At 31.2% G+C, this 22,509-nt stretch carries 19 protein-coding genes and 1 pseudogene; 6 read left to right on the top strand and 14 right to left on the bottom strand.

Annotation, left to right across the window (positions count from 1 at the left end; translation table 11 throughout):
• The first annotated feature begins 1 nt into the window (after position 1).
• The gene (locus tag CHB67_RS06130) at positions 2–871 is read left to right on the top strand and encodes a hypothetical protein (protein ID WP_089380877.1); all 870 of its coding nucleotides are present in this window, start codon (positions 2–4) and stop codon (positions 869–871) included.
• Here the strand turns inward: CHB67_RS06130 and CHB67_RS06125 are convergent.
• From CHB67_RS06125 to CHB67_RS06115, 3 genes are read right to left on the bottom strand one after another with little or no spacing between them, the layout of a single operon-like run.
• The gene (locus tag CHB67_RS06125; protein WP_089380876.1) at positions 849–2,108 is read right to left on the bottom strand and encodes an MATE family efflux transporter; all 1,260 of its coding nucleotides are present in this window, start codon (positions 2,106–2,108) and stop codon (positions 849–851) included. The genes CHB67_RS06130 and CHB67_RS06125 overlap by 23 nt on opposite strands.
• On the bottom strand, positions 2,105–4,006 hold the full coding sequence (asnB, locus tag CHB67_RS06120) for an asparagine synthase (glutamine-hydrolyzing) (protein ID WP_089380875.1): 1,902 nt from the start codon (positions 4,004–4,006) through the stop codon (positions 2,105–2,107). Before asnB ends, CHB67_RS06125 begins: the two co-directional genes overlap by 4 nt.
• Complete coding sequence (locus CHB67_RS06115; RefSeq protein WP_089380874.1) at positions 4,006–5,157, bottom strand: glycosyltransferase family 4 protein; 1,152 nt, start codon at positions 5,155–5,157, stop codon at positions 4,006–4,008. The genes asnB and CHB67_RS06115 overlap by 1 nt, the downstream gene beginning before the upstream one ends.
• A gap of 80 nt (positions 5,158–5,237) precedes the next feature.
• On the opposite strand from CHB67_RS06115, the gene CHB67_RS06110 reads away from it, so the two are divergent.
• From CHB67_RS06110 to CHB67_RS06095, 4 genes are read left to right on the top strand one after another with little or no spacing between them, the layout of a single operon-like run.
• The gene (locus tag CHB67_RS06110) at positions 5,238–5,918 is read left to right on the top strand and encodes a YjjG family noncanonical pyrimidine nucleotidase (protein WP_089380873.1); all 681 of its coding nucleotides are present in this window, start codon (positions 5,238–5,240) and stop codon (positions 5,916–5,918) included.
• 35 nt (positions 5,919–5,953) lie between these two features.
• Complete coding sequence (locus tag CHB67_RS06105) at positions 5,954–6,502, top strand: hypothetical protein (RefSeq protein WP_089380872.1); 549 nt, start codon at positions 5,954–5,956, stop codon at positions 6,500–6,502.
• The gene (locus tag CHB67_RS06100; protein WP_141119682.1) at positions 6,499–7,869 is read left to right on the top strand and encodes a DUF5723 family protein; all 1,371 of its coding nucleotides are present in this window, start codon (positions 6,499–6,501) and stop codon (positions 7,867–7,869) included. The genes CHB67_RS06105 and CHB67_RS06100 overlap by 4 nt, the downstream gene beginning before the upstream one ends.
• Before the next feature lie 45 nt (positions 7,870–7,914).
• Positions 7,915–8,847, top strand: a complete 933-nt coding sequence (locus CHB67_RS06095; protein ID WP_089380870.1) for a hypothetical protein — start codon at positions 7,915–7,917, stop codon at positions 8,845–8,847.
• Here the strand turns inward: CHB67_RS06095 and CHB67_RS06090 are convergent.
• The gene (locus tag CHB67_RS06090; protein ID WP_089380869.1) at positions 8,844–10,118 is read right to left on the bottom strand and encodes a replication-associated recombination protein A; all 1,275 of its coding nucleotides are present in this window, start codon (positions 10,116–10,118) and stop codon (positions 8,844–8,846) included. The genes CHB67_RS06095 and CHB67_RS06090 overlap by 4 nt on opposite strands.
• Positions 10,119–10,339: 221 nt before the next feature.
• Between CHB67_RS06090 and CHB67_RS06085 the strand changes: the two genes are divergently transcribed.
• Entirely contained in the window at positions 10,340–11,014 is a 675-nt protein-coding gene (locus CHB67_RS06085; protein ID WP_089380868.1) for a rhomboid family intramembrane serine protease, read from the top strand.
• A gap of 145 nt (positions 11,015–11,159) precedes the next feature.
• Here the strand turns inward: CHB67_RS06085 and rlmB are convergent, their stop codons facing one another.
• The 10 genes and pseudogenes from rlmB to CHB67_RS06040 form a co-directional block, all read right to left on the bottom strand.
• Positions 11,160–11,903 (bottom strand): 23S rRNA (guanosine(2251)-2'-O)-methyltransferase RlmB, encoded by a 744-nt coding sequence (rlmB, locus tag CHB67_RS06080; RefSeq protein ID WP_089380867.1) that lies wholly within the window; start codon positions 11,901–11,903, stop codon positions 11,160–11,162.
• A 169-nt stretch (positions 11,904–12,072) separates the two neighbouring features.
• Positions 12,073–12,600, bottom strand: coding sequence for a lipid-binding protein (locus tag CHB67_RS06075; RefSeq protein ID WP_089380865.1), 528 nt, complete (start codon positions 12,598–12,600; stop codon positions 12,073–12,075).
• Between the two features lie 11 nt (positions 12,601–12,611).
• Positions 12,612–13,352: a BT_2262 family domain-containing protein gene (locus CHB67_RS06070; RefSeq protein ID WP_089380864.1), complete on the bottom strand. Its 741-nt coding sequence runs from the start codon at positions 13,350–13,352 to the stop codon at positions 12,612–12,614.
• A gap of 15 nt (positions 13,353–13,367) precedes the next feature.
• Entirely contained in the window at positions 13,368–14,816 is a 1,449-nt protein-coding gene (locus CHB67_RS06065; RefSeq protein ID WP_089380863.1) for a SusD/RagB family nutrient-binding outer membrane lipoprotein, read from the bottom strand.
• 17 nt (positions 14,817–14,833) lie between these two features.
• Positions 14,834–18,016 carry a SusC/RagA family TonB-linked outer membrane protein gene (locus CHB67_RS06060; protein WP_089380862.1) on the bottom strand — a complete coding sequence of 1,061 codons (3,183 nt, stop codon included), beginning with the start codon at positions 18,014–18,016 and terminating at the stop codon, positions 14,834–14,836.
• Between the two features lie 621 nt (positions 18,017–18,637).
• Positions 18,638–18,862 (bottom strand): annotated as a pseudogene (locus CHB67_RS17180) (SusD/RagB family nutrient-binding outer membrane lipoprotein); the annotation flags it as partial.
• A 49-nt stretch (positions 18,863–18,911) separates the two neighbouring features.
• Positions 18,912–19,595, bottom strand: coding sequence for a TrmH family RNA methyltransferase (locus tag CHB67_RS06055; protein WP_089380866.1), 684 nt, complete (start codon positions 19,593–19,595; stop codon positions 18,912–18,914).
• Positions 19,596–19,765: 170 nt separating this feature from the next.
• Positions 19,766–20,293, bottom strand: coding sequence for a lipid-binding protein (locus CHB67_RS06050; protein WP_089380865.1), 528 nt, complete (start codon positions 20,291–20,293; stop codon positions 19,766–19,768).
• Between the two features lie 11 nt (positions 20,294–20,304).
• Positions 20,305–21,045 (bottom strand): BT_2262 family domain-containing protein, encoded by a 741-nt coding sequence (locus tag CHB67_RS06045; RefSeq protein ID WP_089380864.1) that lies wholly within the window; start codon positions 21,043–21,045, stop codon positions 20,305–20,307.
• A gap of 15 nt (positions 21,046–21,060) precedes the next feature.
• Positions 21,061–22,509: a SusD/RagB family nutrient-binding outer membrane lipoprotein gene (locus CHB67_RS06040; RefSeq protein ID WP_089380863.1), complete on the bottom strand. Its 1,449-nt coding sequence runs from the start codon at positions 22,507–22,509 to the stop codon at positions 21,061–21,063.

Genomic DNA, 22,509 nt, shown 5'->3' with positions numbered 1-22,509 from the left:
TATGATTCATTATTTAAAACGAAATCAACTAGATATTCAAAAATATGATGCTTGTGTTCAATCAGCTATCAACTCACGTATTTATGCGTACAGTTGGTATTTAGATAGTGTAGCTGATAATTGGGATGCCTTAATTTTAAATGATTATGAAGCGGTAATGCCGTTGCCTTGGCGACAAAAATATTTTATTAAGTATATATATCCACCAGCTTGGACACAGCAATTAGGTGTTTTTTCAGCTATAAAAACTTCCGAAGATCTTGTATTAAAATTTATAAAAGCTATACCAAGAAAGTTTAAAAAAGTTACAATTCAGTTTAATTCTGAAAATAAATTTCAACATAAAAATTTAACGGAAAGGGTAAATTATATACTTTCTTTAAATAAGCCTTATGAAGAGATTTATAAGGGGTTTAATAAGAATAGGAAGCGGGTTTTAAAGAAAACGCTAAAATTAAATTCTATTGTTGATGAAGAAATTAGTTCAGAAGAATTTTTAGATTTTTATTTGAATACACAAAAAAACTATCAATTAGGTCAAGACCAAATAACAATAATAAAGAATTTATTAAATAGTAATAATGAACGTGTTTGTATTTGGGGAATTAGAGAAAGTAAAAAATTAATTGCAGGTTTAGTTTGGTTGAAAGAAATCAATAGAATAACGTATTTATTGCCTATTGCAACAATAAAGGCTAAAGAAAAAGGATTACCAACATTGTTAATATCTACTTTAATTGGTCAATATCAAAATAAGGATTTAGTATTAGATTTTGAAGGCTCAATGATTGAAGGAGTTGCTGAATTTTATAAAAGTTTTGGGAGAACAAAGGAAAAATATATAGTAGTTAAAATGTCCTTTTTTTATTAAAATAATAAAAGAAAAATAAACAGGACAAAATACCTGTAAACCACATTAGAAATGCTGAGGTTATTGCAGCACCATTAATGCCATATTTAGGAATTAAGAAATAATTTAAAGCCAAATTTAATGCAATAGCGATAGTAGTGGTAATAAAGTTTAAATGCGCTTTTCCTATAGATGAAAGTAAATTTCCAAAAAGCCCTCGTATAATCAAAATTCCAGAAATACCAATTGTTAAAATAAGTAGGGTTGTTGCATATTGTGAATAATCTTTCTCAAAAAAAGTTAAAATATAGCTTCCTGAAAAATAGATAAATAGCAGGCATCCTAAACTTATTAACGTAAAAAGTTTTATATAATTTTTAATATAATTAATAATGTATTCCTTATCGTTAATTTTTTCAGTTAAATTAACAAAATCTGTAGTCATAACAGCCTGAGATAAAAAAAGAAAGCTGAACGGAATTATAGAAATATATTTAAAAGCAGTAACTAATTCAAGATTGTTTAAAATACTTCCAATTAAAATAATATCAATAGAAATAAGAAGTTGTGTAGTTACATTTGAAAGGCTTGCAAAAAAACCATATTTCCAAAAAGCAAAATTTGTACTTCCATTATTTACAGATTCATTCCATTTAAAAGTTAATTTATGAATAAATAATAAAGACGCTATTAATGGAGTAATTATTAGAGCTATTGCGTAACCTAATTCTTTAAAGAAGTAACTTAATACAAATACTAACAATACAAATAATAAATTATAAGTTAATTCAATAAAAGAATATAGCTTGTTTTTTTTGTCTAAAAGTGTCTTAATTTTTATGACTCCTAATATATAATGAGTGGTGAGTGCTAGAGATAAAAATATTAAATAGTATTTAGTTTTCTCTAAATTAAAGTCAATAAAAAAAGTAACAAATATTATTAATCCAGCTAAAATTAAACTAATAAGTATTCCATATTTTAATGTGTAAGTAAAAAGTTTATTTTTTTCGATAGTTGATTTTAGTAATGCTCCATATCTAAGAAGCCCTTGTTCTAAACCAAAACCAGCTATGGGAATTATAAAAGCAATAATTTGAAAAGCATATATTACAGCTCCTAAATCTTTGTTCGGAATTAATTTTATAGCAACCCAAGAGGCTAAAAATGAAAGACCTTTTGAAATTACAGATGCGCTAAATACAAAGCTACCTGCTCTACTTAGAAACCCATTTATAAAGTCGAGACTATGCTTCACTTTGTTGAGATAAATTTATCAATCCATAATTCAGTTGAAACAAGTTGCCATATTTTGTAGGCATCATTCGATGTTAAAATTTCATCAATCTCATTATTATTAAAAAGGTGTCTAGTTTTTAATTTTTGAATATGATCCAATGTAAAATCTTTTAAATCATTCGAAATCCAATGTTTTATAGGCAGACTTAACCCTTTTTTATGCATAGCTAAACAGCTAGGAGCAATGTATTTTTTTGATAGTTCTTTTAAAACATATTTTTGAATGTTGTTTTTAACTTTGTACTTAGTTGGAATTTTAAAAGAGGCTTCAATAAAATTATGATCTAACATAGGAAATCGTCCTTCAAAAGAGAAATGCATTGCACAATGATCTGTTGTTCTCATTTGGTGATTACTAATGTATGATTTTAAATTATAAAAGTTTAAGGCTTCAAAATTGTCAGTAAAACTTAAGCCGTTTGGGTTATAAGTATCTGCAATTGTATTTTGGGTAGACTTAACGGGTGTGTTAAATAATTTAGAGATGCTATAATCATTGTAATTTGTGTAATAGTGCGCATAGAATTCTCCAATAGTAGTATATCCTGAAATATCAATTGCTTTACTAATTTTAGGATGCATATTTGGTAATAATTTTATGAAGTGTTTATACATTTTTAGTTTATTCCAAAGTGGTAGTTTATTATAAACATCATATCCCCCAAATAATTCATCACCTCCAAGACCATTTAAAACAACTTTTAAATGATTGTTAGCGGCAATTTTAGCTAAAATAAAATTCGCAGATAACGCAAAATAAGGTTCTTCATAGGTAGTAATAATTTGATCTATATTGGTTAAAATATCAGATGCATTGGTATAGGTTATTTTATGATTTAAATTATTAAGAGTTGCAGTTTCAGTAGCTTCTTTAATTTCGTTAAAATCTTTAAACTCTGTAAACCCAAGTGTTAATGTTTTAATTAAGGGGTTTGTTTTAGAGGCAATTACTGAAATAGTTGTAGAATCTATTCCACCACTCATAAATGTTCCAACCTCAACATCAGCATTCAATCGGTAGTTTACAGCTTTAATTAAACTTTCTTCAATAAGATCTTTAGATTGTTTTTCGGTTAAATCAAAATTTTGTGAATTTACAGGAATTTCCCAATATTGTTCTTTTATTATTATATTGGTATTTAAATCAATTTTTAAATAATGAGCAGGTTCTAATGCAGTAATATTTTTAAAACAGGTAGTAGGTCTTTGTGCTATTGAAAAACGGAAGTTTTGAGTTAATCCTTCCCAATTAATTGCTGGAGTGTATAGTTTTGAATCGATAATAGATTTTATAGTGCTGCCAAAAATAAATTTATGAGTAGTATGGTAAAAATAAAGTGGTTTTATACCCATTCTATCACGTGCTATAAATAACTCATTTTTAACGCTGTCAAAAATAGAAAAGGCAAACATCCCATTAAATTTATTGAGCGCCTTTTTACCCCATTCTCTATAAGAGTTTAAAATAACTTCAGTATCTGAGTTTGAGAAAAATTGATATCCAATACTAATAAGTTCACTTTTAATTTCTTTGTAATTATAAATCTCACCATTAAAAATAATCCAATATTTCTGATCTATATCACACATTGGTTGATGACTATTATTGCTTAAATCAATAATTTTTAGTTGTCTAAAACCAAAGCCAACTTTAAAATGATGGCTTATTGCATTATCAATATGTTGGTGTTTTTTTAGGATAGTATCATTTCCATAAAAAGGAATTGAAGCCTCGTTGAAAAGCATATATCCTTCATCATCAGGACCTCTATTAACCATACTTTTTGTCATGGCAAAAAGTTCCAAAGAATTTGGTGCCGGTTTGGTAAGGTTTATAATACCTGCAATTCCACACATTATATTATTAATTTTTTATTAGATGAAAGCACACTAGTATATAGTTGGTTGTATGCTTCAATAATTTTTTTAGAACTAAATTTATCTTCAATTAATTGGTGCATTTGTTGCAGATCAAAATTGGTATCACAATTTAAAAAATTGATTATAGATTGCAATAAAGCCTCTTTATTGTTTTTAGGTATAATTGATATAAATTTCTTAGTTTTCATCTCAATTAATATCCCTGTATTAGTCGAAATTACAGGTGTTCCACAAGCTAAAGCTTCAATCATAACAATTCCAAACGTTTCATAATTACTAAATGAAATGTAAAGGTTTGCTTTTTGCAATATTGTTGCAATTTCAGAAGGAGGTTTAAACCCTTCAACCTTAATTAGGTTTGAAGGAATATTAAGTTCTTTAATAGTTTCTAATAATTCAGAATTGTTAGTATTACCAATAATCTTAAAAATAAAATCAGACCTAATTTCTGAAAGCTTTTTTATAGTTGATAAAATTCCACTAATATTTTTTGACTCTTCATTAAAAGTTGAAATATGAACAATTTCAAATAATTGGTTTTTTTTGGGTTTTGGAAAAAATAATTTAGTATTTACAATATTACCAATTACCTTATAATTTCCTTTATAACCAGCTTTTAGCATTTCAATTTTCAAGGAATTAGAAACACAAATTACATATTTAGCATTTGCTACAATAAATTTTGTAATCATTTTTTTGCCAAAAGATAACTTAGCTTTGTCTTCAGGTAAAAAAACACTCCAATGTTCTGAAATTATATAAGGTTTCTTTTTGAAGAACTTAACATATAAAGCTATAATTCCTTTCGGAAACGTAATGTTTAGATGGGTTAAATCAAATGATTCAATAGCGTTAATTTCATTTAAATAGGTTTTTAAAAAAAATAAAAATTTAAAAAAGCTATTCGAAACTTTAGGAACATAAACAATTTTTGTGAAAACATTGTTTATGGTTTTTTCAACAATCTCTTTCTTGTTAATGTTTTCATCAGTAACTACATGAACAAGCGTTACTTTATGTTTAGTTGCAACAGCCTCGGCATGCCTTTGAACAAAATTACCATTAGATGGTAAAACACGAGAAGGATACCAACCACTTAAAAATAATATATGAAGTTTTTTACTCAAGAGAAAAAGGAGAAATTAAGTAACAAATATAAACGCTAAAATAGTTTTTTAAGTATAGATTATATTTATATTTTTAAAAAATGAAAATAAACCACATATTTTTCGATTTAGATCACACGCTTTGGGATTTTGAAACAAATTCTGATATTGCTTTTCGTACAATTTTTAATAAAAATAACGTTCATGTTAATATAGATAAGTTTTTAAATTATTATAGAAACATAAACCAAAAATACTGGAAACTTTATAGGGAAGAAAGAGTTTCTAAGGAAGCCTTACGATTTGGAAGGTTGAAAGATACATTCGATAAAATTAATTTTAAGATTAAAGATGAGGTTATCAATAATTTAGCGGTTGATTATATTGAAGTGTTACCCGATAGTAATTTGTTGTTTGATGGCGCTCATGATATTTTAGCCCATTTATTTCCTAATTACGAGTTGCACATTATAACCAATGGTTTTAATGAAGTGCAATACAAGAAAATTGAAAAATCAGATTTAACAAAATATTTTAAAACTATAATTACTTCAGAAGATGTTGGAGTAAAAAAACCAAATCCAATTATTTTTGAATATGCGTTAGAGAAAACAAATGCAAAATCAACCGAGTCTGTTATGATTGGTGACAATTGGGAAGCTGATATTATGGGCGCTAAAAATGCAGGTTTTGATGTTATTTACTGTAATTTCAACAATGAGTCTGTTTCCGAAAGTATAAAATCGGTTTCAAATTTAATCGAAATTAAAAACTACTTATAAAATAATAAACCCAAAAAACTACTGTTTTTATATTTATGAAACCCTTAAAATTAAGCACCATCATTTTGTTACTAATCACTACTTTTAGTTGTACTAAAAATGTTGACTTTGATCAGGTTGATGCTGTTGAAATTACGCCCAGTTACCTTATTACACTTGTGTATTTTGAATTATATGCTCCAGATTTTTTAGACTCAGTAAATACCGAAGTACCCTTACAGTTAGATATTGTTAAAGCCCCTTTAAAAGACGTTCCGCAAAAGCATCTAGAAAAAGTTGAATTTACCATACAAACAACCAATGTATTCAATAGAAATTTTAATGCACAAATTGTTTTTTTTGATGTGAATCAAAACCCTATTTATGAGCTAGATCCAATTGTAATTCCTGCAAATTCAAACGAATTAATTACAATTATTGAAATCCCAACTGAAGATCTTCATTATATTTTTGAAACAGAATTTTTTGCGTTCTTTTTAGAATTACGTCCTAGTGACGATGGTAGTGTAATTTTACCTGGCGATGATTCTTATGTAGAATTTAAATCATCGGTTGAATTATTTTTAAGATACAAGACGATATGAGAACATTCATTTTGATAATAATCGTACTGTTTTCATTAAAATCATTCGCCCAAAATAAACAAGTTTTGTACAATTTTGCTGGTCTTCCGCAAACTTTAATGCTGAATCCAGGTGCTGAAGTTGAAAACAAGTTTTATATTGGCTTTCCGTTATTTTCACAAGTAAGTTTACATGGAGGTTTTTCAGGGTTTTCAGCCTATGATGTTTTTGCTGACGATGGAATAGATATCAACACAAAAATAGATGACGTAGTTAATAAATTTGGGAAGTCTGAATTTTTTGAACTTACACAGCAGCTTGAAGTTATAAGTGCAGGTTTTGGTTTAAACAAAACAACGTATGTAAGTTTTGGGTATTACCAAGAGTCAAATGCATTAGTGAAAACTCCAAGAGATCTTATAGACTTGGCTTATGAAGGGAATACCGATGTCAATAGAAATTATGCAATTAGTAAACTTACAGCAAGAGCTGAACTATTAGGGGTTTATCACGTTGGAATTTCAAAAAAAATAACTGATAAATGGCAAGTAGGAGGTAGGTTCAAATTATATTCAGGAGTTTTAAACGCCAGTAGTAAAGGAAATAAAGGAGCTTTAGTTACAAATAAAGGTGTTGATAATTTATATCAACAAGAACTAGAAAATGTTGATGTGCTAATTCAAACTTCGGGAATTGTATTGGATGATTATGATAATGTAGAACCATCAGACTATATCAAAAAACTATTTTTTAGCGGAAATTATGGAGTAGGTGTTGACCTCGGTTTCACCTATCATTTTAAAAAACAATGGACATTAAGTGGAAGCGCTCAAGATATTGGTTTTATTTACTATACTAAAGATGTTGAATCGTATACTGTGAAAGGCGATTTTAAAGTAGATGGTTTTAACTTGGGGTTTGATTTAGAGAATCCAGAAGATTATTGGAATGATTTAAAAGATAGGTTTGAGGAAGATGTTGTGGTAGATACTTTAAATACAAATTATATTTCAACTAGGCCAATGAAATTGAATGGAGCAATTGATTATTCCTTCGGAAAAGAATATGATGATTGTAGATTTGAAACACGACCAGGGAAATATTCAAACAAAGTAGGGGTTCAATTGTTTTCAGCAGTTGGGTCTGTGCATTCGTATGTAGCTGCTACATTATTTTATGAACGTTGGTTTAGTAAACATTTTCAAGCAAAGGTTTCCTATACTGCCGATGCATATTCATTTTCAAATTTAGGAGCAGGAATTTCCACACAATTTGGACCGTTCAATTTATACCTGTTGGCTGATAATTTATTGTACTTAAATAATTTGTACAATACCAAAAGCACGAGTATTCAAGTTGGTATCAACTTTATTTTTTACAATAAATAGTAGTACATTTACAAAATTCATAACAATTCTAAATAGGTTTAATTTATGTTACGCACATTTTCTACATTTTGTCTTATTATTTTAGCTAGCTCAACACTATTTGCGCAAAAATCAATAAAAGATTATAAATATATAATTGTTCCAAAACAATACGAATTTCAAAAAAGAGAAGACCAACACCAAATTAATTCACTCACAAAATTTTTATTTGAAAAAGAAGAATTCATCGTTTTTTTTAGTGATGAGAGTTTTCCTGAAGAATTGGCTTTAAACGCTTGTGCTGCATTAAAAGCGATTGTTAATGATGAGTCTGGAATGTTGTCAACAAAAGTAACTATTAGTTTGGTAGATTGTTATAACAAAGTAATTTATACAACACCTGAAGGAAGGTCTAAAATAAAGGACTATAAAAAAGGGTATCATCAAGCTATAAGAAATGCTTTTGTAAATATTCAAGAATTAGATGAAGAGGTTGAAGGTGAAACTACCGAAGAAATTACAGCTATTGAAGCTGTTGTTGCTGAATCTGCAGAAGAGCAAGTTGTAGCTGTATCACCTGTTGAAACTGCTGTTAAAGAAGAAATTGCTGAAACAAAGAGTGAAGTTGAAGTTAAAGCTGTAAAAGAAGCTTCAGCTCCTGTTGCAGTTGCAGCAATTCCTGTTGTTGTGCCAAAAAAAGAGGCTAAAGAAATTAAAGAATCCAAACCAGATAAAGCAGCAAAAGCTTATACTATTGAAGGTACTTATTTTATTGATATGTGGGGTGAATGTGTGATTTCAAAAAAAGGAAACGATTACAAAGTTGTAGGAGGTGATGAAGATTTTGAATTTGCTGAAATTTACACAACTTCAAAGCCAACTATTTTTATGGTGAAAAAAACAGGTTTTAAGCAAACACAACTATTGGAAATCGATGAAAGTGGAAACCTTAAAATAGATTCAAAATCGGGTATTAAAATTTATAAAAGGATAAACTAATAATTGTACTTCGTTTTCCAGCGTTTTTTTAAAAATTCTCTCAAACTATTTTCTCTAGGATTATTTCCCGGATTAAATAGTTTTGTGTTTTCAATTTCTTTTGGTAAAAACTCTTGCGCAACAAAGTTGTTTTCGTAATTATGAGAATATTTATATTCCTTTCCATAATCTAATTCTTTCATAAGCTTTGTAGGAGCGTTTCTTAATGCTAAAGGAACAGATAAGTCACCTGTTTCTTTAACCAATGCAATTGCGCTTCCAATAGCCTCGTAAGAGGCATTACTTTTAGGTGAACTTGCTAAATACACAGCACACTGACTTAAAATTATGCGCGATTCAGGAAAACCAATAGTTGTTACAGCCTGAAACGTGTTATTTGCTAAAATTAACGCTGTAGGATTTGCATTCCCAATATCTTCTGAAGCTAAAATTAACAATCTTCGGGCAATAAATTTGGCATCTTCGCCACCTTCAATCATCCTTGCCAGCCAATAAACAGCCGCATTTGGATCGCTTCCCCGTATCGATTTTATAAAAGCCGAAATAATATCATAATGTTGTTCGCCAGTTTTATCGTAAAAAGCAGTGTTTTTTTGAACTTTCGAAAGCACCATTTCATTGTTAATCACAATAGGTTCATCTTCAGAATTCACCACCAATTCAAAAATATTTAGCAACTTACGCGCATCACCACCCGAAATTCTAAGCAAAGCATCCGTCTCTTTTATTTCAATTTCCTTTTTAGAAATTAGCTCATCTTCATTTAAAGCACGTTGCAGTAACGCCTCTAAATCAGTTTTACTAAACGAATTTAAAATATACACTTGGCATCTAGAGAGTAGAGCAGGTATCACCTCAAAACTTGGATTTTCAGTAGTCGCACCAATTAAAGTTACCCATCCTTTTTCAACAGCGCCTAATAAAGAATCTTGTTGCGATTTGCTAAATCTATGAATCTCATCAATAAATAAAATCGGGTTTTTAGTAGTAAATAAACCGCCGCTTTGTTTTGCCTTTTGTATTACATCACGCACATCTTTAACACCCGAACTAATAGCGCTTAAGGTATAAAACGGACGTTTAGATTCTTGTGCAATAATATTAGCCAAAGTGGTTTTGCCAATTCCCGGTGGCCCCCACAAAATTAACGACGGTATAATGCCACGTTTAATATGCTGCGTTAACGCCCCCGTTTTACCAACCAAATGCTGTTGGCTTATATAATCATCTAAATTTTTAGGCCTTATCCGTTCTGCTAAAGGTTCATTCATACGGTAAAAATAGTAATAATATTGTTTTGGGCGTTACACTGCATTGCATTTGTGTCGGGCTTTTCGCTAAATCTTTTTTAGGAATTCCACTTCGTTGCATTCCCAAAAAAGGATACCGCTGCAATCCCTAACGCAACGTTGAAGTCTTTAGAGTTAACAGGTTTTTATAACCTGTTAACTTTGTTTTTTTACCACTTCAGAATAAATTGTATGTTTGTAATATGTCTGATACTCAGTTTTCATTTCAATCAAAATCATTATACATTCCTGTTATAGCAGTTGTTGTAATATGGTTTCTATATTTTATTGAAATTCAGTTCGGATTCAACTTCAATAAATTTGGTATTTACCCACAAACGTTTAAAGGTTTAAGAGGAGTTATTTTCTCACCGTTTATTCATAGTGATATCAAGCATTTATTTAACAACTCAATTCCGTTGTTAGCTATGCTGTGGAGTTTGTATTATTTTTATAGTAAAATAGCCAATAAGGTGCTTATCATTGGCTTACTGGTCACTGGCTTATTAACCTGGTCATTTGCACGTCCATCGTATCATATTGGGGCGAGTGGTATGGTGTATATGTTGGTTAGTTTTATTTTTTTTAGTGGTATTTTCAGAAAATTTTATCGTTTAATAGCCTTGTCTTTGGCGGTTGTTTTTTTATATGGAAGTATGATTTGGTATATATTTCCGGTAGAAGAACGCATTTCGTGGGAAGGGCATTTATCAGGTTTTATAGTAGGCTTGGTTTTCGCCATTTTGTTTCGAAATTTAGGTCCCCAGCCTGAAACATTCGAATACACAAAAAATGAAGAGTTTGAGAGTTTATTTGATGAAAATGGAAATTATTCACCACCTGAACCAAACGAAGACGAAGAAGGCACATTGTCTTAAATAAAAATGACGAACGTCATTTTTCAAAAGTCGGGCAACTTATTTCAAAAGTCGGGCAACTTATTTCAAAAGTCGGGCAACTTATTTCAAAAGTCGGGCAACTTATTTTATAAGTCGGTCGACTTTTGAAATTTATATTAGAGTCTTATTTTAAGCGTTGTCTGGTAGCTTCATATAAAAAAGCACCACAAGCAACAGATACGTTTAAAGATTCAATAGTTCCTAACAATGGTAACTTCGCTTTGTGAGTTACAATTTTTAAAATAGAAGGGTTTATACCTCTATCTTCAGATCCCATTACAATGGCTGTTGGGACTTTTAAATCTATATCATAAATTAAGTTTTCGGTTTTTTCAGTTGCAGCTACTATTTGTATATCAGAAGCTTGAAATTGAAAAATAGCATCTTTAATATGATCTACTTTGCAAATAGGCATTTTAAAAGCAGCTCCAGCTGATGTTTTTATAGTATCAGCACTCACAGGAGCATTTCCTTGCTTTTGAATTACAATTCCATCAACACCTGTACATTCAGCAGTTCTTATGATAGCACCAAAGTTTCGAACATCAGAAAGTTGATCTAACAATAAAAATAACGGCGCACTTTTTTTCTCTAAAGTAGTACTTATTAATTCGTCTAAATCGTAAAATTCAATAGGAGATATTTGTGCAGCAACCCCTTGGTGATTACTATTTTTTGAAAACCGATTTAGTTTCTCAACAGGAACGTAACTGTTAGCTATGTTATGCGACTTTATAAGTGTGTTTAACTCTGAAAATAAATGTCCAGTTAATCCTTTTTGTAAATATACCTTACTTATAGTTGTACCAGCATTAATTGCTTCAATAACAGCCCGTATTCCAAATATTTTAGATGCTTCATTTTCCATGCTGCAAATGTAGGTATAAAAAAGGAAAATCTATTATTATAATAATTTCTGTTTAAATTATGGAAAACCTAAATGCGTTAAAGTTTTTTAAGAGTTATTTATTGGTTTAAATAAAAAAATCCAGAGAAAAGTTTCTCTGGATTTTTTAATCTTGTAATTACAATAATAATTAATTAGAATAGTGAGGATTTTCATCTTCAGCAAATCCTGTTCTTTTATGTCCCATAAATTTGTATACAACACCTGGATCCCAACTAAATTCAGCTTCAAATTCAATAGCATCAACTGTAGTATTACTTTCTGTAACATAATCTTTACTAGTAATTTTACCATTGCTAACTGAAACAGTAGCTCCTGTAATTTCCTCAGGAGAATTTGCTACTCCAGCAAAAGTCTTATCACTAAGATTTACAACTACTTTAGTTTGAATTTCCATCCAATGTCCATAATCATTAATCCATAAGCCATTGTCATTTGCCGCAGTGTTATATGTAGAAAACTGCTCGTAATCACCTCCATAAGCGGGAGTAACACCATCTGGTTCTAAAGCTATTATCCACCAATCTCCAGACATAGCTTCAACGTTAGTACCGCCAACATCAAGATCGCCAACTTCATCACAAGAAGTTGTTAATGTTGCAAGTGCAAAGAACAACATTATGGTACTCGTTATATTTTTTAATTTATTTATTTTCATAATAAGTATTTTTAAAATTGAACTTGTTTTAATTGAACTTTAAATGTTCCATTTCCAAAGTTACCATCACCTGTAAATGTAATCATTTTAGTTGTTGGATCTACAGTGAATTCTGTAACATCAACAGTATTCCCCCAAATAGGGAAAACAGCTTGTGATATAGAGAAATCATTAGAAGGAATGTCATTTGCAGTTATTATTGCACCTGCAGCAGCGTACCCAGGACCATAACCTCTACCCATATCATAGTAACCACCAATTGCGTGGGTAATAGAATAAGTATTTCCTCCAGTTTTTGTGATAATAACATATTCCATATCTTGATATTGAGAACTAGGAGTAAATGTTGGTGCACGTTGCGCGTCAGCAGTGTATAAACCTTCAATTGAATTTACTAAATCGCCTGTTGCAGGAACTACCCAAACCGTTCTTAATGCATTACCAGCAAACCCATCTGCATTTACAGCAGAGTAAGAAACAGTGTATTGGTCAGGAGTATTTGTGTCAACTCCAGAATTTCCGTAATATGAACCAGAACTATAAGTAATTTCTGTTGGAATTTCGTTTTCACCCTCCATTGCAATAGCCCCTTGTTCATTGTAAGTCGACCCTTGCTCAATATAAACAACTTCGTCGCCGTTTAAGGTGATAATAGGATAATCTGTTACTGATGATACGCCTCCAGTACTATCTACAGAGCAAGAAACCAACACAGTTACAAATAGTGTTAAAATTATATTTAAATATTTCATTTTTATATTTTTAAATTAATTAATATCATACCACACATTGTCGGTTAAAGAACTTGCAGCCGGAGCATTTGAGTTTCTTTGACGTTCATCTTGTGGGAAAACAAGTCTTTTTGGAAATAATCCACCTGTTTTACCTTCTACTGAATAGGAAAAATCACCAGCATTATAAGATGGATCATCCTGAGGAACTGAAGATACTTTTGGGTAGCCAGTTCTGTTTTGTTCAAAAAACGCTTCAAATCCATTTCCAGGGAAACAAGACACCCATTTTTGAGTAATAATTGCTTCGATATTTTGTTCTAACGAACCAGCTGGATATGCATATACACCTGAAACTAAAGAGCTTCCATCTAATTCCCATTGATTGAATGCAGCCATAACGCCTTCTTCATATAAATCTTTAGCTTTATTTCCACCCATATATCTAACATCAGCTTCAGCTTGTAAAAATTTACTTTCAGCTAACGAAATGAAATATACAGGATCTGTAGCAGATAATTCTACAATAGATGATGTTGAAGAGCCTTCATCAAAATCACCTTGTAATTGGTAGTTTTCACCATCATAAAAGAGTGGCTGTCTAGGATCATTGTTAACGGTTAAGAAAGAACCTAAAGTGGCACTAGCTCTAAGATTAGTTCCAACATTTAATTGTCTTCTGTCAGTTTCGAAAAGTGGATTACTTTTACTAGCTTCATCTACAAATTGAGTAATAGCAGCATCAGAATTTAAAAACATTGCACCAGAATTGATTAATGATGTAATTTGAGTTTGAGCATATGCTGAATTAGCCTCAGATTGTCTAAGTAATACTTTTAACAATAATGTATTTGCAAACTGTTTCCATTTATTCATATCTCCTCCAAAAATAAAATCGGTATTTCCTGGAGCATCGTCAATAGGAGAAGCAGATAAATCTTTCCCAAGAGCTTCTTTTAAATCTACTACCATAAGGTCGTAAACAACGGGACCACTTTCAAAAATTGGATTTAAAATTGCCGTATTGTTAGCTTCAGAATAAGGGATTTCACCGTAGAAATCAACTAAAATTTGAGATGCATATACTTCTAAACTAGTAGCAATTAAATAGTAATTCCAATTCTCATTTAGTTTAGCGATTCTTTTAATGTTACGTACATCAGTTAACGCATCATACATAGAAGACCAAGTACCGTTTACAATTCCTGAACTAGCAGGTAATGTATAATCATCAATAAGTTTGTACTGGTTAGCAACCGCACTTTGTGTCCAATATTGACTCCAAAATCCACCTACAATTGCTAAATAAGAACCTGCTGAAGCACCGATTCCTGTTATTGCAGCAGGTAATTCAGAGTTCATAGGTACTTGATCTGGTGATAACAGATCTGGATCATTATTAATATCTAAATCAGTTTCACAAGAGATTAAGATAAATATACTAGCTAATAATAAACTAGCTATTTTGTTATATGTTTTTTTCATTGTTTATAATTTAATAGTTAAAAAGTCAATTTAACACTTCCTCCAAAAGATCTTTGTGCAGGATTTGTAGCGAATTCACCAAATTCACTTCTTATACCTCTACCATACGAAGTAGTTTCTGGGTCAACATATGGATTTTCTCCAGGAGTCCATAATGCTAAGTTTTTTCCATATAAAGAAAGAACCAAAGAATTTAAGAATCCTGACTGTTGAATCATCTCAGAAGGGAATGCGTAAGATATTACAGCGTCTCTAATTCTGAAAAATGATTTATCAATTAAATGTTCACCTTCAATTGCTTGATTTTGTGATGCATTGTAAAATGCAGTTACATCGTCAAATTCTACTTGTTTTGTGTTTTCAACATAACCACCGTTTCCATCTGAAACAACTGAGTTAGGAATTATCCAAGGATTTCTTCCGTTATAAGTAGTTTCAATACCATTACCAACAAAATGACTTAGTCTTTTTGTGTAAGAATACATCATACCACCTTTTTTCCAGTCCATTCCAACATTTAAACTCCAATTTTTATATTTGAAAGAATTTTGTAATCCCATGATGAAATCTCTTTGAGCATTTCCTAGATATTCTTCTTCACCTGAGTAAGTATAGTAACCAGTTGCAGCATCTGCAATAATTTGTCCAGAATCCGTTTTGGCTGGTGCAGGTCCGTAGAAAGCTCCCATTGGTTTACCTTCTTCAGCATAGAAATTAGTTCCATAAGCACTATAAATTGATATTTTACCATCGTCACTTGCAACTCTATCTACATTATTGTCGTTTTTAGTGAAAGTGTAAGTAATATCCCATTTAAAGTTATCTTTAGCTATTGCTTTTCCTGTAAGAGCTAATTCAATACCTTTATTTGTTAAATCAACAAAGTTTCCGGTAACTGTTGAGTAACCTGTAGAACGAGCAACTGGAAGATTCACAATTAAATCTTTAGTTTTTCTGCTGTATAATGAAACATCTAAAGCTAAACGGTTTTGGAAAAACCTAGTATCAAAACCAAATTCAATTTCATCTGTAATTTCAGGTTGTAATTCTTGGTTTTCAATTCTTCCATAAATTTCATAACCGTTTACATTACCAAAAGGGTAAGTAATTTGCCCAAAATAGCCATCGTTCGAAGCTTGACCAGCTGTAGAAAATACCTGGTAAGAACCAGTGTCATTTCCAATTCGAGCCCAACTTCCTCTTAATTTAATAAACATATCGTTGTTTTCAACAACAACAGCAGCAAGAGAAACAGAAGGGTAGAAATAAGAATTGTTCTCGCTTGGAAGTGATGAAGACATATCATTTCTACCAGTTACTGTAGCAAAGTATCTGTCTTTCCAAGAAACTTCTGCTTGAGCATAAAGACCAATTACTCTTTTTAAATAATTACTTTGTCCTAAACTTGGTGTAGAAGCTGAATTTGATAATTCATAATAATCTGGTAAATCCAAATCAGTTACGGTAACACTTAATTGGTCACCTTTACGTTCGTTGTAGTTACCTCCGGCTAATACAGAAACACCCCAATCTTCATTAATTTGTTTATTCCAATTTAAATTTAAGAAAAAGTCATTCTGAATTGTTGTGTATTTATTTTCTTGAACTGCACCTACAACACCGTTTGCACCAGCATTATCTTGTGGAGATCCAGGGATATAGTCAATAATTGCTCCATATCTTTTAACCGTTTCATTATCAACATCTGTTGCTGCTTGGAAAGAAACTGAGAATTCATCAGTGAAATCATAAGTTAAATTGGTGTTACCATAAACTCTGTGTTTTTGTATTTCTACATTATTACTTTCTAACGTAGTATATGGATTCGCAGCATATGGTGTGTAAAAATAACTAGGTGTGTAAAAGATATTATCTCTATCTTCTAGGTCAACAAGACTAATATCATTAGGCATTTGAATTAGTTCCTGAACTAATGATTTACCAAAACTTGCATCATCTCCTTGTCCAGTTGGAACTGCTTTTTGTTCTTTAGCAGTATAGTTACCAGCTATACGCACACTAAATTTTTCATTTTTAGATTTCAAGCCTGCATTAATACCAATATTATGTTTATCAAAACTATCTTGATCTGTTGGCATTACACCATCTGCATTACTATTAGTATAAGTGAAAGATGCATCAGCCATTTCTCCACCTCCATTAATGTTAATTGTATTAATGTAAGAGAAACCTGTATCATAAAAATCTTTCATATTATCGCTTAAAGCAACATAAGGTTTAATTAATTGTTGATTATTAACAATTCTACTCCAAGGTCTAACTTCTCCATTAAAAGCTGGTCCCCAAGAACCATTTTCATTACTAGCAGCTAAAGGTCCTTCACCGGAAACATTAGAGTAAGAAACACCAGCCCAACCTGTACCAAAGTCACTTTGGAAATGAGGTAGTCTTGATACTTCTTGAAATTCAACTGAAGACGATAGACTAACATTTAGTTTATTACGTCCTTTTTTAGTAGTAATAACAATAACTCCGTTTGCACCTCTAGAACCATATAGAGCGGTTGCAGCTGCACCTTTTAAAAAGTTAACACTTTGAATTACGTTTGGATCTAAATCATTAATACCAGTACCAGCATCAAATGAACTAGTTGATCCAGTACTACTTGAAGAAGTATCACTAACAGGTGAACCATCTATAATGTATAAAGGGCTGTTTGACCCAGTAATAGAACTAATACCTCTAAAGATTACTTTAGTTGATGCTCCAGGTTGGGCAGGTGAAGAAATATCAACACCGGCAATTTTACCAGAGAGAGTTTCTAAAGGGTTTTGAGGAGCTACTTCAACAAGTTGAGCGCCGCTAACTTTAGTGGTTGCATAACCCAAAGATTTTGCTTGTCTCTTGCTACCAAAAGCTGTTACAACAACTTCGTTTAGCATTTCAGCATTTTCAGTCATAACAATGCTGATGACGTTAGCAGTTTTAACTGTTTTTTCTTGAGAATCCATTCCTAAGAAACTAAACTGTAAAACATCTCCAGTTTTTGCTTTAATTGAATAGTTACCATCAAAATCTGTTTGAGTACCTGTATCGGTACCTTTGACTACTACTGTTACTCCAGGTAATGGTCCACTTGCGTCGGACACTTTACCGGTAACAGTTTTTTCTTGTGCAAAGGTAATTTGCACCATAAACGCTAATAGAAGCGTTAAAAAACCATTAAACTTTGTTTTCATTGTAAATTGTTTGAGTTAAATTTATGTTTAAATTCGTTGTAAATATATAAAAAAGTGTGTGATTTACAGAAACAACTTTTACATATATATGTACTAAGTTAACTATAATAAGATGAAATTAAATAGTTAAGGTTGCGTTAATTTTATATTTTTTTAATATTAAAATGTTAAAATATGAAGTTAGGGTTTTTATTGTATCTTTTTTATTGGAATAGACTGCTTGATTCTTAACGTTTTGTTAAGTTTAATTAAAGCGAAAATGATCTTAAAAAGAGATAATATAATATGTTTATTGTTTTGTGGAGCTATTTTCTATTAAAATTTCTGATAAATATTTAGGTAGAACAGTATTGTTTTTGATTAGCATTAGTTGTTGCGTAATTTCTAACTCAAAATAATTTTAATTTAAGAGTGTTCTTTGAATAGCATCTGTTTCAGGTTTACTTGTTCTTTTTAGTGCTTTATGTATATTGTAGTATGAATGAAAAGGTAAGAAGGGCTGTATAAAACATTTAAATTTAATGCTTATAAATTATTTGGATGTTAATTACCTATACCTTTGATATCCCAAAAAACTCTTGAATCTAATTCGTCACCACCCACCGTAGATGTAGCAGCCTCTTAATTAGCTTTTTTAATTTGAGCATCATCATCATTACTGTAAAGGTAGCGTCTAGGTACAGGTAAGTTAGATACAGAATCAGTATTCATTGCAGGGTAATCCAACATTCTTCTGCTATTCCAAGCTTTAAAACCTTTACCATAAATAGCAATCCACTTTTGAACTCCAATACTTTCGGGCCAATTAGCTGCATTATAAGAAACTGTTGATTTTGCTAAATAAGTAGCATCATCACTTCCTGTCCATTATTCAATAGAAGCTTTTACACCATTGTTATAGTGTATTACAAATTGTTTCAGCTTGTAAAAATTCAACTTCTTCGTAGCTAAGAATAATTCCTTCCAAATTTGCTTCATGAAATTTATCACTTATATAAGTGAAATTATTCATATCTCCACTATAAATTAAGTTTTCGGTTTTTTCAGTTGCAGCTACTATTTGTATATCAGAAGCTTGAAATTGAAAAATAGCATCTTTAATGTGATCTACTTTGCAAATAGGTATTTTAAAAGCAGCTCCAGCCGATGTTTTTATAGTATCAGCACTTACAGGAGCATTTCCTTGCTTTTGAATTACAATTCCATCAACACCTGTACATTCAGCAGTTCTTATGATAGCACCAAAGTTTCGAACATCAGAAAGTTGATCTAACAATAAAAATAGCGGCGCACTTTTTTTCTCTAAAGTAGTACTTATTAATTCGTCTAAATCGTAAAATTCAATAGGAGATATTTGTGCAGCAACCCCTTGGTGATTACTATTTTTTGAAAACCGATTTAGTTTCTCAACAGGAACGTAACTGTTAGCTATGTTATGCGACTTTATAAGTGTGTTTAACTCTGAAAATAAATGTCCAGTTAATCCTTTTTGTAAATATACTTTACTTATAGTTGTACCAGCATTAATTGCTTCAATAACAGCCCGTATTCCAAATATTTTAGATGCTTCATTTTCCATGCTGCAAATGATTGGTATAAAAAAGGAAAATCTATTATTATAATAATTTCTGTTTAAATTATGGAAAACCTAAATGCGTTAAAGTTTTTTAAGAGTTATTTATTGGTTTAAATAAAAAAATCCAGAGAAAAGTTTCTCTGGATTTTTTAATCTTGTAATTACAATAATAATTAATTAGAATAGTGAGGATTTTCATCTTCAGCAAATCCTGTTCTTTTATGTCCCATAAATTTGTATACAACACCTGGATCCCAACTAAATTCAGCTTCAAATTCAATAGCATCAACTGTAGTATTACTTTCTGTAACATAATCTTTACTAGTAATTTTACCATTGCTAACTGAAACAGTAGCTCCTGTAATTTCCTCAGGAGAATTTGCTACTCCAGCAAAAGTCTTATCACTAAGATTTACAACTACTTTAGTTTGAATTTCCATCCAATGTCCATAATCATTAATCCATAAGCCATTGTCATTTGCCGCAGTGTTATATGTAGAAAACTGCTCGTAATCACCTCCATAAGCGGGAGTAACACCATCTGGTTCTAAAGCTATTATCCACCAATCTCCAGACATAGCTTCAACGTTAGTACCGCCAACATCAAGATCGCCAACTTCATCACAAGAAGTTGTTAATGTTGCAAGTGCAAAGAACAACATTATGGTACTCGTTATATTTTTTAATTTATTTATTTTCATAATAAGTATTTTTAAAATTGAACTTGTTTTAATTGAACTTTAAATGTTCCATTTCCAAAGTTACCATCACCTGTAAATGTAATCATTTTAGTTGTTGGATCTACAGTGAATTCTGTAACATCAACAGTATTCCCCCAAATAGGGAAAACAGCTTGTGATATAGAGAAATCATTAGAAGGAATGTCATTTGCAGTTATTATTGCACCTGCAGCAGCGTACCCAGGACCATAACCTCTACCCATATCATAGTAACCACCAATTGCGTGGGTAATAGAATAAGTATTTCCTCCAGTTTTTGTGATAATAACATATTCCATATCTTGATATTGAGAACTAGGAGTAAATGTTGGTGCACGTTGCGCGTCAGCAGTGTATAAACCTTCAATTGAATTTACTAAATCGCCTGTTGCAGGAACTACCCAAACCGTTCTTAATGCATTACCAGCAAACCCATCTGCATTTACAGCAGAGTAAGAAACAGTGTATTGGTCAGGAGTATTTGTGTCAACTCCAGAATTTCCGTAATATGAACCAGAACTATAAGTAATTTCTGTTGGAATTTCGTTTTCACCCTCCATTGCAATAGCCCCTTGTTCATTGTAAGTCGACCCTTGCTCAATATAAACAACTTCGTCGCCGTTTAAGGTGATAATAGGATAATCTGTTACTGATGATACGCCTCCAGTACTATCTACAGAGCAAGAAACCAACACAGTTACAAATAGTGTTAAAATTATATTTAAATATTTCATTTTTATATTTTTAAATTAATTAATATCATACCACACATTGTCGGTTAAAGAACTTGCAGCCGGAGCATTTGAGTTTCTTTGACGTTCATCTTGTGGGAAAACAAGTCTTTTTGGAAATAATCCACCTGTTTTACCTTCTACTGAATAGGAAAAATCACCAGCATTATAAGATGGATCATCCTGAGGAACTGAAGATACTTTTGGGTAGCCAGTTCTGTTTTGTTCAAAAAACGCTTCAAATCCATTTCCAGGGAAACAAGACACCCATTTTTGAGTAATAATTGCTTCGATATTTTGTTCTAACGAACCAGCTGGATATGCATATACACCTGAAACTAAAGAGCTTCCATCTAATTCCCATTGATTGAATGCAGCCATAACGCCTTCTTCATATAAATCTTTAGCTTTATTTCCACCCATATATCTAACATCAGCTTCAGCTTGTAAAAATTTACTTTCAGCTAACGAAATGAAATATACAGGATCTGTAGCAGATAATTCTACAATAGATGATGTTGAAGAGCCTTCATCAAAATCACCTTGTAATTGGTAGTTTTCACCATCATAAAAGAGTGGCTGTCTAGGATCATTGTTAACGGTTAAGAAAGAACCTAAAGTGGCACTAGCTCTAAGATTAGTTCCAACATTTAATTGTCTTCTGTCAGTTTCGAAAAGTGGATTACTTTTACTAGCTTCATCTACAAATTGAGTAATAGCAGCATCAGAATTTAAAAACATTGCACCAGAATTGATTAATGATGTAATTTGAGTTTGAGCATATGCTGAATTAGCCTCAGATTGTCTAAGTAATACTTTTAACAATAATGTATTTGCAAACTGTTTCCATTTATTCATATCTCCTCCAAAAATAAAATCGGTATTTCCTGGAGCATCGTCAATAGGAGAAGCAGATAAATCTTTCCCAAGAGCTTCTTTTAAATCTACTACCATAAGGTCGTAAACAACGGGACCACTTTCAAAAATTGGATTTAAAATTGCCGTATTGTTAGCTTCAGAATAAGGGATTTCACCGTAGAAATCAACTAAAATTTGAGATGCATATACTTCTAAACTAGTAGCAATTAAATAGTAATTCCAATTCTCATTTAGTTTAGCGATTCTTTTAATGTTACGTACATCAGTTAACGCATCATACATAGAAGACCAAGTACCGTTTACAATTCCTGAACTAGCAGGTAATGTATAATCATCAATAAGTTTGTACTGGTTAGCAACCGCACTTTGTGTCCAATATTGACTCCAAAATCCACCTACAATTGCTAAATAAGAACCTGCTGAAGCACCGATTCCTGTTATTGCAGCAGGTAATTCAGAGTTCATAGGTACTTGATCTGGTGATAACAGATCTGGATCATTATTAATATCTAAATCAGTTTCACAAGAGATTAAGATAAATATACTAGCTAATAATAAACTAGCTATTTTGTTATATGTTTTTTTCAT

Origin of the sequence: Lutibacter agarilyticus (assembly GCF_900188235.1) — a bacterium.
In the GTDB taxonomy this organism is placed as follows: Bacteria; Bacteroidota; Bacteroidia; order Flavobacteriales; family Flavobacteriaceae; genus Lutibacter; species Lutibacter agarilyticus.
Note: the sequence above shows the minus strand (reverse complement) of the source record. Positions and strands in the feature narration are given on the sequence as shown.

Coding starts and splice junctions, on each gene's coding strand:
- CHB67_RS06130 (WP_089380877.1), top strand. CDS start 2: ATGATTCATTATTTAAAACGAAATCAACTAGATATTCAAAAATATGAT.
- asnB (WP_089380875.1), bottom strand. CDS start 4,006: ATGTGTGGAATTGCAGGTATTATAAACCTTACCAAACCGGCACCAAAT.
- CHB67_RS06110 (WP_089380873.1), top strand. CDS start 5,238: ATGAAAATAAACCACATATTTTTCGATTTAGATCACACGCTTTGGGAT.
- CHB67_RS06105 (WP_089380872.1), top strand. CDS start 5,954: ATGAAACCCTTAAAATTAAGCACCATCATTTTGTTACTAATCACTACT.
- CHB67_RS06100 (WP_141119682.1), top strand. CDS start 6,499: ATGAGAACATTCATTTTGATAATAATCGTACTGTTTTCATTAAAATCA.
- CHB67_RS06095 (WP_089380870.1), top strand. CDS start 7,915: ATGTTACGCACATTTTCTACATTTTGTCTTATTATTTTAGCTAGCTCA.
- CHB67_RS06090 (WP_089380869.1), bottom strand. CDS start 10,118: ATGAATGAACCTTTAGCAGAACGGATAAGGCCTAAAAATTTAGATGAT.
- CHB67_RS06085 (WP_089380868.1), top strand. CDS start 10,340: ATGTCTGATACTCAGTTTTCATTTCAATCAAAATCATTATACATTCCT.
- rlmB (WP_089380867.1), bottom strand. CDS start 11,903: ATGGAAAATGAAGCATCTAAAATATTTGGAATACGGGCTGTTATTGAA.
- CHB67_RS06075 (WP_089380865.1), bottom strand. CDS start 12,600: ATGAAAATAAATAAATTAAAAAATATAACGAGTACCATAATGTTGTTC.
- CHB67_RS06070 (WP_089380864.1), bottom strand. CDS start 13,352: ATGAAATATTTAAATATAATTTTAACACTATTTGTAACTGTGTTGGTT.
- CHB67_RS06065 (WP_089380863.1), bottom strand. CDS start 14,816: ATGAAAAAAACATATAACAAAATAGCTAGTTTATTATTAGCTAGTATA.
- CHB67_RS06060 (WP_089380862.1), bottom strand. CDS start 18,016: ATGAAAACAAAGTTTAATGGTTTTTTAACGCTTCTATTAGCGTTTATG.
- CHB67_RS06055 (WP_089380866.1), bottom strand. CDS start 19,595: ATGGAAAATGAAGCATCTAAAATATTTGGAATACGGGCTGTTATTGAA.
- CHB67_RS06050 (WP_089380865.1), bottom strand. CDS start 20,293: ATGAAAATAAATAAATTAAAAAATATAACGAGTACCATAATGTTGTTC.
- CHB67_RS06045 (WP_089380864.1), bottom strand. CDS start 21,045: ATGAAATATTTAAATATAATTTTAACACTATTTGTAACTGTGTTGGTT.
- CHB67_RS06040 (WP_089380863.1), bottom strand. CDS start 22,509: ATGAAAAAAACATATAACAAAATAGCTAGTTTATTATTAGCTAGTATA.